15 protein-coding genes are annotated in these 16,305 nt (G+C 64.5%); 7 read left to right on the top strand and 8 right to left on the bottom strand.

The annotated features are described in order from the left end of the window. The first annotated feature begins 69 nt into the window (after window positions 1-69). Window positions 70-255, top strand: a complete 186-nt coding sequence (locus QQK63_RS06570; protein ID WP_277825667.1) for a hypothetical protein — start codon at window positions 70-72, stop codon at window positions 253-255. Window positions 256-355: 100 nt separating this feature from the next. Here QQK63_RS06570 and rlmN read toward each other — a convergent pair whose 3' ends face one another. Beyond that, entirely contained in the window at window positions 356-1,552 is a 1,197-nt protein-coding gene (gene rlmN, locus QQK63_RS06565) for a dual-specificity RNA methyltransferase RlmN (RefSeq protein WP_277825665.1), read from the bottom strand. An 83-nt stretch (window positions 1,553-1,635) separates the two neighbouring features. After that, window positions 1,636-2,166 (bottom strand): invasion associated locus B family protein, encoded by a 531-nt coding sequence (locus QQK63_RS06560; protein ID WP_277825663.1) that lies wholly within the window; start codon window positions 2,164-2,166, stop codon window positions 1,636-1,638. 160 nt (window positions 2,167-2,326) lie between these two features. Here QQK63_RS06560 and QQK63_RS06555 point away from each other — a divergent pair, with 160 nt between their 5' ends. Next, entirely contained in the window at window positions 2,327-3,337 is a 1,011-nt protein-coding gene (locus QQK63_RS06555; RefSeq protein ID WP_277825661.1) for an asparaginase, read from the top strand. On the opposite strand, the gene QQK63_RS06550 is transcribed toward QQK63_RS06555, so the two are convergent. The 5 genes from QQK63_RS06550 to QQK63_RS06530 form a co-directional block, all read right to left on the bottom strand. After that, a complete protein-coding gene (locus QQK63_RS06550; RefSeq protein ID WP_277825659.1) occupies window positions 3,306-5,123 on the bottom strand; it encodes an ATP-binding protein in 1,818 nt (605 codons plus the stop codon). The genes QQK63_RS06555 and QQK63_RS06550 overlap by 32 nt on opposite strands. A 71-nt stretch (window positions 5,124-5,194) precedes the next feature. After that, complete coding sequence (locus tag QQK63_RS06545; protein WP_277825657.1) at window positions 5,195-6,370, bottom strand: acetyl-CoA C-acyltransferase family protein; 1,176 nt, start codon at window positions 6,368-6,370, stop codon at window positions 5,195-5,197. Between the two features lie 24 nt (window positions 6,371-6,394). Beyond that, on the bottom strand, window positions 6,395-6,868 hold the full coding sequence (locus QQK63_RS06540) for a MarR family winged helix-turn-helix transcriptional regulator (protein ID WP_277825655.1): 474 nt from the start codon (window positions 6,866-6,868) through the stop codon (window positions 6,395-6,397). Window positions 6,869-6,961: 93 nt separating this feature from the next. Next, entirely contained in the window at window positions 6,962-8,557 is a 1,596-nt protein-coding gene (gene serA / locus QQK63_RS06535) for a phosphoglycerate dehydrogenase (RefSeq protein ID WP_277825653.1), read from the bottom strand. A gap of 141 nt (window positions 8,558-8,698) precedes the next feature. Then, entirely contained in the window at window positions 8,699-9,880 is a 1,182-nt protein-coding gene (locus tag QQK63_RS06530) for a phosphoserine transaminase (protein ID WP_277825651.1), read from the bottom strand. Window positions 9,881-10,248: 368 nt separating this feature from the next. On the opposite strand from QQK63_RS06530, the gene QQK63_RS06525 reads away from it, so the two are divergent. Then, window positions 10,249-10,683, top strand: coding sequence for a MarR family winged helix-turn-helix transcriptional regulator (locus QQK63_RS06525; RefSeq protein ID WP_277825649.1), 435 nt, complete (start codon window positions 10,249-10,251; stop codon window positions 10,681-10,683). Here QQK63_RS06525 and QQK63_RS06520 read toward each other — a convergent pair. Next, window positions 10,668-11,480, bottom strand: a complete 813-nt coding sequence (locus tag QQK63_RS06520; RefSeq protein ID WP_277825646.1) for an alpha/beta hydrolase — start codon at window positions 11,478-11,480, stop codon at window positions 10,668-10,670. The genes QQK63_RS06525 and QQK63_RS06520 overlap by 16 nt on opposite strands. Before the next feature lie 135 nt (window positions 11,481-11,615). Here QQK63_RS06520 and QQK63_RS06515 point away from each other — a divergent pair, with 135 nt between their 5' ends. Genes QQK63_RS06515 through QQK63_RS06500 form a run of 4 tightly spaced genes read left to right on the top strand, consistent with a single transcriptional unit; the run spans window position 11,616 to window position 16,271 of the window. After that, window positions 11,616-12,284 (top strand): ABC transporter ATP-binding protein, encoded by a 669-nt coding sequence (locus QQK63_RS06515; RefSeq protein ID WP_277825644.1) that lies wholly within the window; start codon window positions 11,616-11,618, stop codon window positions 12,282-12,284. A 1-nt stretch (window position 12,285) separates the two neighbouring features. Continuing rightward, window positions 12,286-14,691: an FtsX-like permease family protein gene (locus QQK63_RS06510; protein WP_277825642.1), complete on the top strand. Its 2,406-nt coding sequence runs from the start codon at window positions 12,286-12,288 to the stop codon at window positions 14,689-14,691. Beyond that, window positions 14,681-15,742 (top strand): lipocalin-like domain-containing protein, encoded by a 1,062-nt coding sequence (locus QQK63_RS06505; protein ID WP_277825640.1) that lies wholly within the window; start codon window positions 14,681-14,683, stop codon window positions 15,740-15,742. Before QQK63_RS06510 ends, QQK63_RS06505 begins: the two co-directional genes overlap by 11 nt. Next, a complete protein-coding gene (locus QQK63_RS06500; protein ID WP_277825638.1) occupies window positions 15,735-16,271 on the top strand; it encodes a PNPOx family protein in 537 nt (178 codons plus the stop codon). Before QQK63_RS06505 ends, QQK63_RS06500 begins: the two co-directional genes overlap by 8 nt. Window positions 16,272-16,305: the final 34 nt, after the last annotated feature.

Genomic DNA, 16,305 nt, shown 5'->3' with positions numbered 1-16,305 from the left:
ACGAGGTACAGTCTTGGGTGCCCTTACCTTACGCATAGTGCGTGAAATGGGCGTATCTTGGAGGATACAATGAAGAAACTCGCTCTCGCTGCTGCTCTGTCGCTCGTTGCCACTGGCGCGATCGCAGGTGGCGTTGTTCAGCCCGTCGTGGAACCCGTTGTCATCGTGGAAGATACCTCTTCCTCGGCTGGCGGCATCCTGGTCCCCGTGCTGGCGCTGATCCTGATCGCAGCCGCGGTCGCAGCCAACAACTGATACGACGCAAGTCGATTGGTTTCGGAAAAGACGGTCCCTCGGGGCCGTCTTTTTCATTTCTTCCGTCGCGAAACGGCGAAGGACTTCAGGTGACGACAGGTCAGCCTGCTGTGCCAGTTTCCGCCGCGATCTGCGCCCGGGACTTGCGTTCGCGTTCGGTCGCGGATTTCAGCTGCCCGCAGGCCGCCATGATATCCTCGCCCCGCGGGGTGCGGATCGGGCTGGCATAACCGGCCTTGTAGACGATATCGGCAAAGCGCTCGATCCGCTCCCAATCAGACCGCTCATACGGGGCGCCCGGCCATTCGTTGAACGGGATCAGGTTGATCTTGGCCGGGATCCCCGCGATCAGCCGCACCAGCCGTCGCGCATCCTCGTCCGTATCGTTCACACCCTTGAGCATCACGTATTCAAAGGTGATCCGTTCCGAATTGCTGGCCTTGGGATAGGCCCGCAGCGCATCGAGAAGCGTGGCGATGTTCCAGCGCTTGTTGATCGGCACAAGACGGTCGCGCACCTCGTCCGTGGTGGCGTGGAAACTGACCGCCAACATGCAGCCGATTTCCTCGGCGGTGCGCGCGATCTCGGGCACCACGCCCGACGTCGACAGCGTGATGCGGCGACGGCTGAGCGCGATGCCCTCACCATCCATGGCGATCTTCATCGCGTCGCGCACATTCTCGAAATTATACAGCGGCTCGCCCATGCCCATCAGGACGATGTTGGAAATCAGCCGTGGCCGCAGGCCCATACCTTCGCCCGGTTCGGGCCATTCGCCCATGTCGTCGCGCGCCATCATCACTTGGCCCACGATCTCGCCCGCGGTCAGGTTCCGCACGAGTTTCTGGGTGCCAGTGTGGCAAAAGGAACAGGTCAGCGTGCATCCCACCTGGCTCGAGATGCACAGCGTGCCGCGATCCTCTTCGGGGATATAGACGACCTCGACCTCGTGACCGCCCGCGATGCGGACAAGGTATTTGCGCGTCCCGTCCGCCGAGATGTCGCGCCGCACCACCTCGGGTATCTCGATCACGAATCGTTCGGCCAGCTCGGCGCGATAGGCCTTGGACAGGTTCGTCATCGCGTCGAAATCGCGGGCGCCCCAATGATACAGCCATTGCCAGATCTGGCCGACCCGCATCTTGGCCTGCTTTTCCGGTGTACCTGCCGCGATCAGGGCTGCGCGCATACCGTCGCGGGTCAGACCGATCAGGTTGACCGGCCCATCGGGCAATTTGCGGGGGATGGTCAGCACATCCTGCGTGACGGGCGCAGAGGCGGCAGTATCCGCGGTCATCGGGCAATCCTTCGTGAACTGGGGGCACATATAGGCATCCCCCGCCAGAGGCAAAGCGTTTTGCCCGCGATGGCCCGAAAGGCTCAGTTCGCGCAGCGCGTCTCGGCGTCTTCGACGGCGGCCGTGAACCCGATCAGCGAGAACGTGTCCTGCGTCTGGGTTCCGCGCGACGACCGGGCGGTCAACACCGCATCGGCCCCACGCTTCATCGCGGTGATGATGCGCTGGTCGTCCTGCGGCGAAGCGGCCCAAGCCATCTCGCCCTCGGTGAACAATTCGAAGCTCGCATCGCCGATCTGGACCGACACAGTCGATCCATCCGCAAAAGGATAACCACCGGTGAAGGACACTTCGCCAAGCCGGTCCTGACCGGGCCAGAAACTGACGAACATCAGGATCTCGCCCCGGTTCACCGACACCACGCGACCGTCGCGGGTATTCACCGTTTCGCGCGGGGTCGAAACGACCCAGCATTGCGTCGGATCGTCCTCGACGAACACCGACCAATCCGTCGCCGCGTTCACGCGGTTGGTGGATTCTTCCTGTGCCAAGGCACCGCTTGCCGCGACGCTCAACGCCAGTCCCGCCAGCACACCGACCAGCCCATGTCTCATGTGTTCAGAGCCTCCGCTCTCGTCTGCCTCTGGTCTGCGCCCGGTTTTTGCTTCAAGTAATGTGGGCGGCACACCGTATCCTAGTACAGACTAAAGGAAACCGCCGTTCAGCAAAAGCCCCGGTGGCGGAAAATCGCCGGGATGTGAAAGGGGTGGGATGATGGCCGTAACACCGGAAAGACTGGTGGAACTGTGGCGCGGGGATTTCTGCGAAAGCGTGCATCACGGGCATGTCGCGGTCTGGCATGCCGATAGCGGCCTGATCTGGGGTCTGGGCGATGTCGACGGCACGATCCTGCCCCGGTCCTCCTCCAAGATGGTGCAGGCCCTTCCCCTGATCGAAAGCGGCGCGGCCGATGCCCATGGCCTGACGCAGGAACATCTGGCGCTGGCCTGCGCCTCGCATCAGGGCGCTGCGATCCACACCGACCGGGTGACGCGCTGGCTGTCCGATCTCGGCCTGTCCGAGGCCGATCTGCGTTGCGGCGTGCAATGGCCGAGCGACGAACCGGCCCGCGACGACCTGATCTGCACGAAATGCGGCCCCGGCCAGCATCACAACAATTGTTCGGGCAAGCATTCAGGGTTCCTGACCCTGACAAAACATCTCAAGGCCGGGCCGGAATACATCGATCTTGACCACCCGGTACAGCGCGCGGTGCGTGCCGCGTGGGAGGATGTGACCGACGAAACCACGCCCGGCTACGGCATTGACGGCTGTTCCGCCCCGAATTTCGCAAGCTCTCTCAAAGGGTTCGCTCGCGCGCTTGCGATGTTTTCAGCAGCGCAGGACGGGGCGAATGCCCGGCAAACCGCGATGGTCCGCCTGCGCGAGGCGATGATGGCCCATCCCGAGCTGGTCGCCGGCGAAGGCCGCGCCTGCACCAAGCTGATGCGGGTTATGGGCAACCGCGCCGCGATCAAGACCGGGGCCGAGGCGGTTTTCGCAGCTATCATTCCCGAGCGGCGGATTGGCGTCGCGCTCAAGATCAGCGACGGGGCCACCCGTGCATCCGAGGCAACGATCACAAGCATCCTGTGCGCGCTTGGCGTACTCGACCCGTCAGACCCGGTGGCGCTCACCTATACGCAGGGGCCCTTGCGCAACTGGCGCGGCGTCGAAACGGGCCGCTACCGCCTCACTCCGGCGCTGGCGAGCTGGCGGCCGTAAGCCCGCCAATTTCCCCAAGCGCGGCGGGCGCATGGGCGCGAATCATGCCATGCAGATCCGCCTTCTTGAGAGGCTTGGTCATGTAGGCGTCGATCCCGGCGGCAAGGATGCGGCCGCGGTCCCCGTCCATAGCATGGGCCGTCATGGCGATGATCGGCACAGGCGGACGGCCAAGTTCCGCCTCCATCGCGCGAATCGCCTGTGCCGCTTCGGTCCCGTCCATCTCGGGCATGGATATGTCGGTAAAGATCATGTCGGGCACTCCGCGCCGATAGGCCGCGACGCAAAGCGCCCCGTTCTCGACCAGGTCCAGGTCCAGATCGACCCCTTTCAACATGCTGCGAAAGACCAATTGGTTGGTCTTGTTGTCCTCGGCCGCCAGAACCCGCAGCCGCGCAGGCCGCGGCGCAGGGGGCACGGGCTCCGTCACCGCCTGCGGATCGATGCCCAGCGTGATCGCGAACCCGAACAAAGATCCCTTCCCCAGCTCAGACTCGAGCCAGATTTCCCCCTCCATCAGCGAGACCAGCTTTTGCGTGATGGCAAGACCAAGGCCCGTGCCGTCGAACCGTCGCGTCGCCTCCGACTCGATCTGGTTGAATTCGCCGAACACATGCCGCTGCATGTCTGGCGCGATGCCGATCCCGGTGTCTTCGACCGTGACGCGGATCGGCATCCGATCCGGGGGGTGCGGCGGTGGCGCGGCCCGCACCCGCACCGTCACATGCCCCGCTTGCGTGAATTTCACCGCGTTGCCGATCAGGTTCGTCAGGATCTGCCGGATGCGCCCGCGATCCCCGATCAGGCTGTCGGGCACCCGCGGATCATCCTTCAGGCGCAGGTCCAGCGCCTTTCCCTCCAGCCCCGGACGCATGAGCTGGAAAATCTCGAGGATCGTCTGCCGCAGATCGAAACGCTCGGGATGCAGCACCAGCTTGCGGGCGTCGATCTTGGAATAATCGAGGATGTCGTTGATGATCACGAGCAGCGCCTCACCCGAATTGCGGATCGTATCGGCATAGAGCGCCTGTTCTTCCGTCAGGGCGGTTTCGCGCAGCAATTCCGCCATCGACACGACGCCGTTCATCGGCGTGCGGATCTCGTGGCTCATATTCGCCAAAAAGGCGGATTTCGCCCGCGCGGCGGCTTCGGCGGCATCGCGGGCGCGTTCCAGATCGCGTTCGCGCCGGATCGTGTCGGTGATGTCGACCGCAAGGCTGACCAGATCGCCCTCGGGGGTGCGCTTGTCGATCACGCGGATATGGATGCCGTTGAACAGCCGGATATCGACAGGGGGGATGTTGGGCAGCCGCCAGCGGGCGATCATGCGGGTAACCCATGCTTCGGGCGTGGCGCCTTGCAGATCGACCAGCCCCTCTTCCACCGCCACGCGCAAGATTGCCTCGTAGCTGGCACCGGGCGCCACATCGGCGACCCCCTCAAAGGCGCGCATCCAGGCCGGGTTGGCGATGACCAGCCGCCAATCGCGGTCGAACATGGCAAACCCGCCCTCGACCGCGCTGAGCGCATCCCAAAGCCTGCGTTCCGCCACCACCGCCTTTTCGGTCGCAACGGCCAGCGCCGCCTGTGCCTGCGTCGACCGGCCGATCAGGTCGGCATTGACCGCACGCTGTTCGATCACAGTATGCGACAGCGCATGGGCATGTTCGGCCAGCTTGCGATGGGCGGAATACAATTCCTCCGACCGTTGCGCGAGCAGGCGTTCGGCCTGAAGCCGCCCCCGCCGTTCCCGCGCCAGCCGGTCATCGAACCCCTGAATGCTCATCACGCTCCCGCCGTGCCCTGCCTGCCGCGGGCAGGGTGGGCGAAACTGCTGAACAGTCGGTTAATCCGGCCTCAGACCCGTTCGATGGCCAGCGCGATTCCCTGCCCGCCGCCGATGCACATGGTGATCAGCGCGCGACGGCCCTGGATCCGCTCCAGTTCATAGAGCGCCTTGACCGTGATGATCGCGCCCGTCGCACCAACCGGATGGCCCAGCGCGATGGCCCCGCCGTTGGGGTTCACCTTGGCGGCGTCGAGGCCAAGGCGCTTGTTCACCGCCAACGCCTGCGCGGCAAAGGCCTCGTTCGATTCGATCACGTCGAAATCGCTGATTTTGAGACCCGTGCGCGCCAGCAGATTCTCGACGGCCGGCACCGGACCGATCCCCATCACCTCGGGCCGCACCCCGGCATGGGCATAGCCGATGATGCGCGCGCGCGGCGTCAGGCCCGCAGCCTCCGCAGCCTCGGCCCGCGCCAAAACCAGCGCCGCCGCGCCATCGTTGATGCCGCTGGCATTGCCCGCCGTGACGCTGCCATCCTTTTGAAAGGCAGGGCGCAGACCAGCCAGTGCCTCGGCACTCGTCGCCTTGGGATGTTCGTCGGTGGCAAAGGCGACCATCTCGCGCTTGACCTGCACCTCCACGGGCACGATCTGCTCGGCAAAGCGCCCTTCGGCGATGGCGCGGGCAGCGCGGGTCTGGCTTTCAAAGGCAAAGGCATCCTGATCCGCGCGGCTGATGCCGTGTTCGGCGGCGACATTCTCCGCCGTCACGCCCATATGCCCGGTGCCGAAGGGGCAATGCAGCGCGCCGATCATCATGTCGAGCGCGCGCACATCGCCCATCTTCTGCCCGAACCGGGCAGCGGGCAGGATATGCGGGCCGTTCGACATGCTTTCCGCACCGCCCGCCAGGCCGAATTGCGCGTCGCCCATGGCCAGAGACTGGATGATCGACACGATGGCCTGCGCGCCGGAACCGCACAGCCGGTTCACGTTCATCGCCGGAACCGTGTCGGGGATGCCTGCCTCCATCGCGGCCACGCGGCTGAGGTACATGTCCTTGGGCGCGGTGTTGATCACATGGCCATAAACGACATGGCCGATCTGCCCGCCCTCGACGCCGGCGCGGTCCAGCGCAGCCTTGGCCACGATGGCCCCCAGCTTTGTCGGCGGAACCGCCGCAAGCGACCCGCCGAAGGTGCCGATGGCGGTGCGCGCGCCCGACAGGATGACGATCTCGTCCATGGTCTTCTCCCTCCCTTGCTTGGCCTATTGGCCATCCTTTGGCGGCCTTTGGCCAGCGTGACGCTGCGTTTCCCTGTCCCGTCCCAGATCGTCGAGCCCGGCAAGAAAATCCTGCGCGCCCGCCCCCAACCGCTTGATCAGCTCGGCGTGATAGGACTGCGCCGCCTCGGCCAATTCGGCCATCATCGCGGCACCTTTTTCGGTCAGGGCCAGAACGACCAGCCGCCGGTCATGATCGCTGATGCGTTTGGTGACGATCCCCGCCTCTTCCAGACGGGTGGCGGCGCGGCTGACCTTGGACTTGTCCATGTCGACGCGGGCATGGATCTCGCGCACCGACACCTCGGCCTCCTGGCTCAGATGCGCCATGACGCGCCATTCCGCCCGGCTCAGGCCAAAGCGTTCCTGGTAGACACGGGAAAACTCGCGGCTGAGCCGCCCGGCAGTGACGGTCACGCGATAGGGCAAAAAGCCGTCCAGAACGAAGGGATCGGGCATCTTCACCCCGCCAGATCGTTGCACATGCACCAAACCATGCGCAAAAGAAGGGCCCGCCGCAAGCATGCGGCAGGCCCAAGGGGTCGCAGCGGATCAGGCCGCGTCGAACTGCAGCGGGCGAACCTGCTGGAACAGGCCCGTGGCCTTGAGCTTGTCCAGAACCGCGACGGGCGGCTGTTCGTCGAGATACAAAAGCGCGATGGCCTCGCCCTCGCGCACCGACCGGCCAAGGGTGAAATTGGCGATGTTCACGCCATTCTCGCCCAAGGTCTGGCCCAGCGTCCCGATGATGCCCGGCACGTCCTTGTTGGTGGTGTAAAGCATGTGCTGCCCGATCTCGGCATCGATGTTGATGCCCTTGATCTGGATGAACCGCGGCTTGCCATCGCTGAACACCGTGCCCGCGATGGACCGCATCCGCGTGGGCGTGGTGACGACCAGACGAATATAGCCGTCGAAAACGCCGGTCTTGTCCTGCGTGGTGGTCGATAGCTCGACGCCCCGCTCCTTGGCCATGATCGGGGCCGAAACCATGTTCACGTCCGGGTTCGCGGCCTTCATCACGCCCGCGATGGCGGCACAATTCAGCGCCTTGAGGTTCATGTCCTTGGCGATGCCGTTATAGACCACCTCGATGGACTGGATCGGCTCATCGGTCAGCTGGCCGACGAATGCGCCCAGATGTTCCGCGAGCTTCAGCCACGGGCCCATGATCGCGGCCTCCTGCGCCGTGACCGAGGGCATGTTGAGCGCGTTCGACACCGCCCCCGTCAGCAGGTAATCGGCCATCTGTTCGGCCACCTGCAGCGCGACGTTTTCCTGCGCCTCGGTCGTGGCTGCGCCCAGATGCGGGGTGACGACGACATTGGGCAGGTTGAACAGCGGGTTTTCCGTCGCCGGTTCTTCCTTGAACACGTCGAAAGCCGCGCCGGCGACATGGCCGGATTTGATCAGCTCTGCCAGCGCCGCCTCGTCGACCAGACCGCCGCGCGCGCAGTTGATGATCCGCACACCCTTTTTCGTCTTCTTCAGGTTCTCGGCCGACAGGATGTTGGCGGTCTTTTCCGTATATGGGACGTGGAGCGTGATGAAATCCGCCTGCGCGAGCAGATCCTCCAGTTCCAGCTTGGTCACGCCCATCTGCTTGGCGCGATCCTCGGACAGGAAGGGATCGTAGGCCACGACTTTCATCTTCAGCCCGCGCGCCCGGTCGCAAACGATGGACCCGATATTGCCCGCGCCGATCACGGCCAGCACCTTGCCGGTCAATTCCACGCCCATGAAGCGCGACTTTTCCCACTTCCCGGCATGGGTCGAGGCATTGGCCTCGGGGATCTGGCGGGCGACGGCGAACATCATCGCGATGGCATGTTCGGCGGTCGTGATCGAATTGCCAAAGGGCGTGTTCATCACGATGATGCCCTTCTTCGACGCCTCGGGAATGTCGACATTGTCGACCCCGATGCCCGCACGGCCGATCACCTTGAGGTTGGTGGCCGCCGCGATGATCTTTTCGGTGACCTTGCTGGCCGACCGGATGGCAAGACCGTCGTATTCATGAATGACCGACAGGAGCTTGTCCTTGTCCTTGCCGATCGACGGATCGAAGGTCACGTCGATCCCGCGATCCTTGAAGATCTGGACGGCGGCATCCGACAGGCTGTCGGAAATGAGAACCTTGGGGGCCATGGGTGTGGTCCTTTATGATGGGGTCGCGGTGCGCCTGAAGGCGCACCCTACGGATTGGGGATGTCGGGCTGGGTGCGCCTTCAGGCGCACCCGCGATTTCGGAAAAAGGGAGACAATGCGCCCGTCACGGCGCACCGATGCTCACGCCGCCTTGGCCAGTGCCTCGATCTCGGTCTGGAACGCCCAGTCGAGCCAGGGCAACATCGCCTCGATATCCGAGGTTTCGACCGTCGCCCCACACCAGATCCGCAGGCCCGCAGGCGCATCACGATAGGAACCCACGTCCAGCGCGACGCCCTCGGCCTCCAGCCGCTTGGCGATGGCCTTGGCGAATGCCGCGCCGTCCGTGATCCGGGGATCGGTGAATTTCAGGCAAACGCTGGTGTTTGACCGCGTCGCAGGGTCAACAGCCAGATTGTCGATCCAATCGCGCGCCGCGCAAAAGTCGAAGATCGCTTTCGCATTGGCATCGGCCCGCGCCATCAGCGCCGGCAGCCCGCCGATGGATTTGCCCCAGTTCAACGCGACCAGGTAATCCTCGACTGCCAGCATCGAAGGCGTGTTGATCGTCTCCCCGACGAAAATCCCTTCGATCAGCTTGCCGCCCTTGGTCATGCGGAAAATCTTGGGCATCGGCCATGCGGGCGTGTAGCTTTCCAGCCGCTCGACCGCGCGGGGGCTCAGGATCAGCATCCCGTGCGCCGCCTCGCCGCCCATCACCTTCTGCCAGGAGAAGGTGGTGACATCGAGCTTGTGCCACGGCAGGTCCTGCGCAAAGGCCGCGCTTGTCGCGTCGCAGATGGTCAGGCCCGCGCGATCCGCCGGGATCGCATCGCCATTGGGCAGCCGCACACCCGATGTCGTGCCGTTCCAGGTGAAAACCACATCCGTGTCGAAATCGACTTGCGCGAAATCGACGATATGCCCGTAATCGGCCTTCAGAACCTTGGCATCCAGCTTCAGCTGCTTGACCGCATCGGTCACCCAACCCTCGCCGAAGCTTTCCCAGGCGATCATGGTGCAGGGCCGCGCGCCCAACAGCGACCACATCGCCATCTCTACCGCGCCCGTGTCCGAGGCCGGAACGATCCCGATGCGGTAATCGGCCGGAACGCCGAGGATCTCGCGCGTCAACTCGATCGCGGCCTTCAGCTTGGCCTTGCCGACACCGGCGCGATGCGAGCGCCCGAGCGGCGCATCGGCAAGCAGGTCCAGCGAGTAAACGGGGGGTTTGGCGCAGGGGCCGGAAGAAAACCGCGGATTGACCGGCCGGGTTTCAGGTTTGCGCACGACGCCGTGCGACGCCGAGTGTTCAAGTGCCATGATCTGATATCCTCACAGATATACGCCCCTCGTTGGGGAGGGGTGTCCCACCGCCGCACATACGGGGCTTGCTGTGTCTGGGCAAGACGGAAAGTGGGTTCGAAGCGTCGCATTTCGACGCCTTGGCGAGAACATTGTTCATCATCGGAAACTTTGCGCAAATCGCCGACCGGCGGTCAGGCTGCGGCGTCCCGTCCATCGGCACATCGTGGGGCATTTGGGCGCGCTGCAATCTAAGGTGGTGCGATCTGTCCTTCGGGGCGAACACGCAATCTGTCTATCTTGCCTTACATAATGCTTGCCGATCCGCGATTGAGCGCGCTAAACTCAGGGATGAATGATGAAACCTCGGCACAATCGGTAGGCGCGTGAAAGACCAGGCCCAAACCCTATCCTTCGACCTGACCGATTTCTTGCCGTTCCAGATGTCGGTCATCGCGGCGCGCGCCTTTCAGCGGATCATGGGGGCCACAGGGCTTCAGGTTCCGGAATGGCGAATCATGATGGCGCTGCCGTCGCATCAACCCTGCTCCAGTCACCAGCTTTGCGCGCTCACCGCGATGGATGCCGCCCGCGTCAGCCGCGCCCAGCGCCGGCTCGAAGATCTCGACATGATCCACGTTGTCCGGGACAGCGCCGACCGGCGGCGGCTCGTGGTGCAACTCAGCGACAAGGGCACCGAGGAGGTCGCGCGCCTGCGCATGGCCGCCCGCGATGTCGAATCGGCCCTTCTGGACGATCTCGGCCCCGAGGATCGCGCCTGCCTCAAGACCGCCATCGGCGATCTTTACAGCAGACTCTGATCCAGCAAGCACCGCGTCAGCACCCCGTCAGGATCGGCCAAGGGGTCGATCACGTCGAAATGATGCAGCCCCGGCACATGCAGGGCCGCCATATCAGCCCCCAGTCCATGCCAGATATTCGCCAATAGATCGGTCTGCCGCACGAATTCGGGGCGCTCGTTCTCACCGACGGCACAGGTGACGCGGACCCCCTCGCGCGGCTGCAACAACGCGGGGCTTTCGCTCAACGCCTCGTCCGGATCGAGGCGCAGGGTCGCGTTCATCTGGGTCCGCAGAAGCGGGCGCAGATCATGCACTCCGGACACCGACAGGACATGCACGATGCGCGCGGCCAAATCCTCGGGCAACATCCCGGCGCAGACCATGCGCGTCACCAGATGCCCGCCCGCGGAATGCCCCGCCAGCCGGATCGGGCCCGCCACCTCACGCGCTGCAATCGCGATGGCGGCGGCCACCTCGGCCGTGATGTCAGCGATCCGCGCCTCGGGTGCCAATGTGTAGCGCACCATGGCGACCGCCTGCCCATGCGCCAGTGGCCCGGCGGCAAGAAACCCGAATTCATCGGGTGAAAAGCGCATCCAGTAACCGCCATGCACGATGATGGTAAGACCCTGCACAGCACTTTCGGGTCTATACAGATCGATCACCTGCCGCGCGCCGGTTCCGTAGCGCAGGGTCACGGGGCGCCGGGCATCGCGCAAGGTTTCCGTACGCACCGGCCATTCGGTCAGGAACCGCTCCGCCCCCGGAATATGGGCGGCATTGGCATAGGCATCGTCCCAATCCGTGATCGGCATGGCGCTCTCCCTCATCCTCTCCGCCACCAAGGCGCAAGCGACGGTCGGATGCAACCATCCAGACCGCCGCTTTGCCGCAGCCCACCGGCCACGGCGCCCCTTTTTCTGCGCCACCCATCCGCTAGGTAACAGAACATGGATAGCTTGCTCGTCATCGAGAACCTGACCAAGGCCTATGGGCCCATCGACGTGCTGAAGGGCGTGTCCCTGACACTCGACGCTGGACAAACGTTGGCCCTGACTGGTGAAAGCGGCTCGGGCAAAAGCACTCTGTTGCACCTGATTGGTGCGCTGGATCAACCCGATGGCGGCTCTGTCATGCTGGATGGGGTCGATCTGGCAGGTCTCGACGATACCGGCCGCGCCCGGATCCGCCGGGACAGGATCGGGCTGGTGTTCCAGCAATTCAACCTGATCCCGTCCCTGACCGTTTCGAGCAATATCGCCTTTCAGGCGCGCCTGTCGGGTCGCCACGACCCGGAACATTGCGCCATGCTGGCCCGCCGCCTCGGCATCGACGCCCTCGTCACCCGCTACCCCGAGGAGCTTTCGGGCGGACAACAACAGCGCGTGGCCATCGCGCGGGCGCTGGCCAATCGCCCTGCACTGATCCTAGCCGATGAACCCACCGGCAATCTTGACGAGGCGACGGGGGATGCCGTTCTCGACCTGTTGCTCGACCTTGTACGGGAAACGGGCGCGGCGCTGATGATGGTCACCCATTCCACCCGGCTTGCCGCAAGGCTGGACCGTCGCCTGCATCTGTCACGCGGCAGTCTGACCGCGGCAGCGCAGGGTGCTTGATATGCTCTATACGGCGCTTTCGACCCTGTTTTCCCATTGGCGCCACCATACCGGACAGTTGGCCGCGCTGGTCATGGGGCTGGCGCTTGCCACGGCGCTCTGGTCCGGGGTGCAGGCCATCAACGCCGAAGCCCGGGACAGCTATGCCGAGGCCGCGGCGACCCTTGGGCAGGATCGGCTGTCGCGCCTGACGGGGCCGAACGGCGGGGACGTGCCCCTTGCCGATTACATCGCGTTGCGCCGTTCCGGCTACCTGGTCTCACCCGTTATCTCGGGCGAATTGCGCCTGGGCGAGGCGCGGCTGCGCCTGCTCGGGATCGACCCGCTGACAGCCCCGCCCGAGGCCGATCCCCCCGCGCTGCAGGATGAAACACTCGATCTCGCGGCATTTTTCACGAACCCCGGCCTGATCCTGATGACGGAGGAAACGGCTGGCGGGCCGCTTCCGCCCGGCCTGCCTGAGATCGTGATCAGCGATACGATCCCGCCTAGTGCGGCAATCACGGATATCGGAACCGCCTCTCGCCTGCTTGGCCAAACCGATCCCAGCTACCTTCTGATCGCGCCTTCGCAACCGGTTGGCCTGCCGCCGCTGGCACTGGCCACCGATCTGCATCTTCAGCCACCGGACAGTGCCGCCGATATCGGGCGGCTGACCGACAGTTTCCACCTGAACCTGACCGCCTTCGGTCTCCTGTCCTTTGCCGTGGGCCTGTTCATTGTCCATGCCGCCATCGGCCTTGCCTTCGAACAACGTCGGGCGACGGTTCGGACACTGCGCGCGCTTGGCTTGCCGCTGCGGACGATATTGATCTCTTTTGGTGTCGAACTGGCTGGTTTGGCCCTGTTTTCCGGGCTGATCGGTCTGATCCTCGGCTATGCTATCGCGGCCGCTCTCATGCCCGGTGTGGCGGGCACTCTGCGCGGGCTTTACGGCGCGCAGATCCCCGGAACGCTCGGTTTCGACCCAATTTGGGCGCTGTCTGCGCTGGGAATGACGCTGGCCGGGGCGGCGCTGGCCGGGGCGCAGGCGTTGCGGCGCACCGCCGCCCTGCCGCTTCTCGCGCCCGCCAACCCGCGCGCTTGGGCAACCGCGTCCGGCCGGGCCATGCGCCGGCAGGCGCTGGTGGCACTTTTGCTGTTTGGAGCAGCGATCGGCCTTGCCCTTTGGGGCGGCTCGCTCCTGAGCGGCTTTGCGACCTTGGCCGCGCTGCTTGTCGGCGCGGCGTTGATCTTGCCAGCCACCCTTGGCCTGATCCTGCGGCTGGCCAGCAAGAGCGTGGCTGGCGCCTTGGGCCAATGGCTCTTTGCCGACACGCGCCAGCAATTGCCCGGCCTTTCGCTGGCGCTGATGGCGCTTTTGCTCGCGTTAGCGGCCAATATCGGCGTCTCGACCATGGTTGGGTCGTTCCGTGGCACCTTCGTCGGCTGGCTCGATCAACGGCTTGCGGCCGAACTTTACGTGACCGTCGCCGACAGTGACGAAGCCTTGCGCCTGCGCGCCTTTCTTGGGGATCGTGTCGATGCGATCCTGCCGATCGCCAGTGTCGAGCGGCCCTTGGCAGGTCGTCCGGGCGAGGTCTTTGGCCAGGCCGATCACCCGACTTTTCGAGAGAATTGGCCGCTCTTGCAGGCCCAGCCCAACGCCTGGGATGATCTGGCCGCGGGCGAGGGGGTGCTGATCAACGAGCAACTGGCACGGTTCGCCGATCTTGATTTGGGTGACGCCCTGACGCTTGCGCCCGCGCTGACCCTGCCCATCGTTGGGGTCTATTCGGATTACGGCAATCCGGCGGCGCAGGCGATTTTGGGTCTGAACCGCTTTACAGACATGTTTCCGGACGCGCCGCAGACCCGGTTTGCGTTGCGGCTGCCCCCGGCTGATGTTGCCGGGTTGGCGACAGCGCTACGCGAGGACTTCGGCCTGCCGACCGAAGCGGTGGTGAACCAAACTCAGATCAAGCGGTTTTCGCTTCAAGTGTTCGAACAGACCTTCCGCATCACCGGTGCGTTGAATGTTTTGACCTTGGGCGTGGCCGCTTTCGCGCTTCTGACCAGCCTTTTGACCTTGGCAGGGATGCGCCTGCCGCAATTGGCGCCGGTTTGGGCGCTTGGCCTGACGCGCGCGCAATTGGCGCGGTTCGAACTGGCGCGGAGCCTAATCCTTGCCGCGCTGACCTTTGTCTTGGCGCTGCCGGTGGGTCTTTGCCTCGCTTGGGTGTTGCTGGCCGTCGTCAATGTCGAGGCCTTTGGCTGGCGGTTGCCGATGTCTATTTTTCCTGCCGATTGGCTACGGCTTTTCCTGCTTGCGCTGGGCGCTGCCGCCCTTGCTGCCGCGCTGCCGGCCTGGCGATTGGCGCGCATGCCGCCCACGACGCTGCTCAAGGTTTTTGCCCATGAACGTTAGAGTATTGGCGATCTGTCTTGTTGGATGGGCTGGCCCGATCTGGGCGCAGGGCTTTGCCGGGCTTGGCACGGCGGCTGACGGGTTTGCCATGCCGGAACGGCCCGCGACCTTTTCCTTTCCTCAAGATCATGGGGCACATCCTGCCTATCGCATCGAGTGGTGGTATCTGACGGCAACCCTTACCGGACCGGATGGGACGGAATTCGGGGCGCAATGGACGCTGTTCCGCTCTGCCCTTGCCCCGCGCGAGGCGGTGGGATGGGAGGCGCCGCAGCTCTGGATGGGCCATGCGGGGCTGACAACACCCGAAGCGCACTTCAGTGCCGAGCGGCTTGCGCGCGGCGGGATCGGGCAGGCTGGTGCGACCGCCGATCCCTTTGTGGCTTGGGTCGATGACTGGCAGATGGTGGCGACGGATGCGGGGGCGGCGGATGCGCTCGATGCCTTGCAGGTCACCGCGCGGGGGGCGGATTTCGCCTATGCGCTCGACCTTGCGGCGACGGGTCCGTTGGTTTTTCACGGTGACGGCGGCTATTCGGTGAAGTCGGGCGAAGGGCAGGCAAGCTATTATTATTCCCAGCCTTTTTATACCGTGACCGGCACGATCAGCCTGCCTGAAGGGGATATTCCCGTCACGGGGAATGCGTGGCTTGATCGGGAATGGTCATCGCAACCCTTGTCCGAACAGCAGGAAGGGTGGGATTGGGTCTCGCTCCAGTTCGACGATGGGGCGCGGATGATGGGATTTTCGCTGCGACAGACCGACGGCACCGCTTATACGGCCGCGACGTGGATCGGGGCAGATGGCGTAACCGAGAGCTATCCGGATGGCGCGTTGGTGATGACGCCCTTGGCGCGGAGCGAGGTTGCGGGGCGGATGGTTCCGACGGAATGGAGGGTCGAACTGGCGGATCAGGGTCTTGATATCACGACAACACCGCTGAATGAGCAGTCGTGGATGGATGTGTCGGTTTCTTATTGGGAGGGGCCGATCCGGATGACCGGGACACATGCGGGGCGGGGATATCTGGAGATGACGGGATATGAGTGATGAGACCCTGATTGGCCTGTTGGACAGTGTTTGGCAGCATCTGGGGCGCGGGACGGCCGACCGGCATCACCCTGCGCGGCACCCGACCCTTGCGACCATCGGGCCGGAGGGGCCGGAATTGCGGACGCTGGTGTTGCGGCGTGTCGATCGGGCAGCGGGGGAGTTGGAGCTGCACACCGATGCCGAGAGCCCCAAGGCCTTGCAGATAAAGGACGATCCGCGCGTGGCTCTGCATGTCTGGGTGCCCAAGGCACGGCTTCAGATCCGTATGCGGGGGCAGGCCATCTTGGCTGCCGGGGACCCTGCGGCCTTTGCCAATCTGCCGCCCGAGGCGCAGGCGAATTATGGTGGCGCGGTCCCCGGAACGCCTGTTTTGGGTCTGTTTTCGCGCGATACCGGCGATGCGGCGCGGTTTTTGCGCATCTTGTGCCGCCTGAAGACCATCGACGCGCTGGACCTGAGCGACCCGCATCGGCGGGCGATCTACCGGGCGGATGCGGATTGGGCGGGGGAATGGGTCGCGCCGTGACGCGTCATCGCGATTGAAAAAGGCTTAACGAAAC

Source organism: Roseicyclus marinus, assembly GCF_030163795.1.
Classification (GTDB): domain Bacteria; phylum Pseudomonadota; class Alphaproteobacteria; order Rhodobacterales; family Rhodobacteraceae; genus Roseicyclus; species Roseicyclus marinus.
This window is presented reverse-complemented; position numbering and strand designations above follow the sequence as displayed.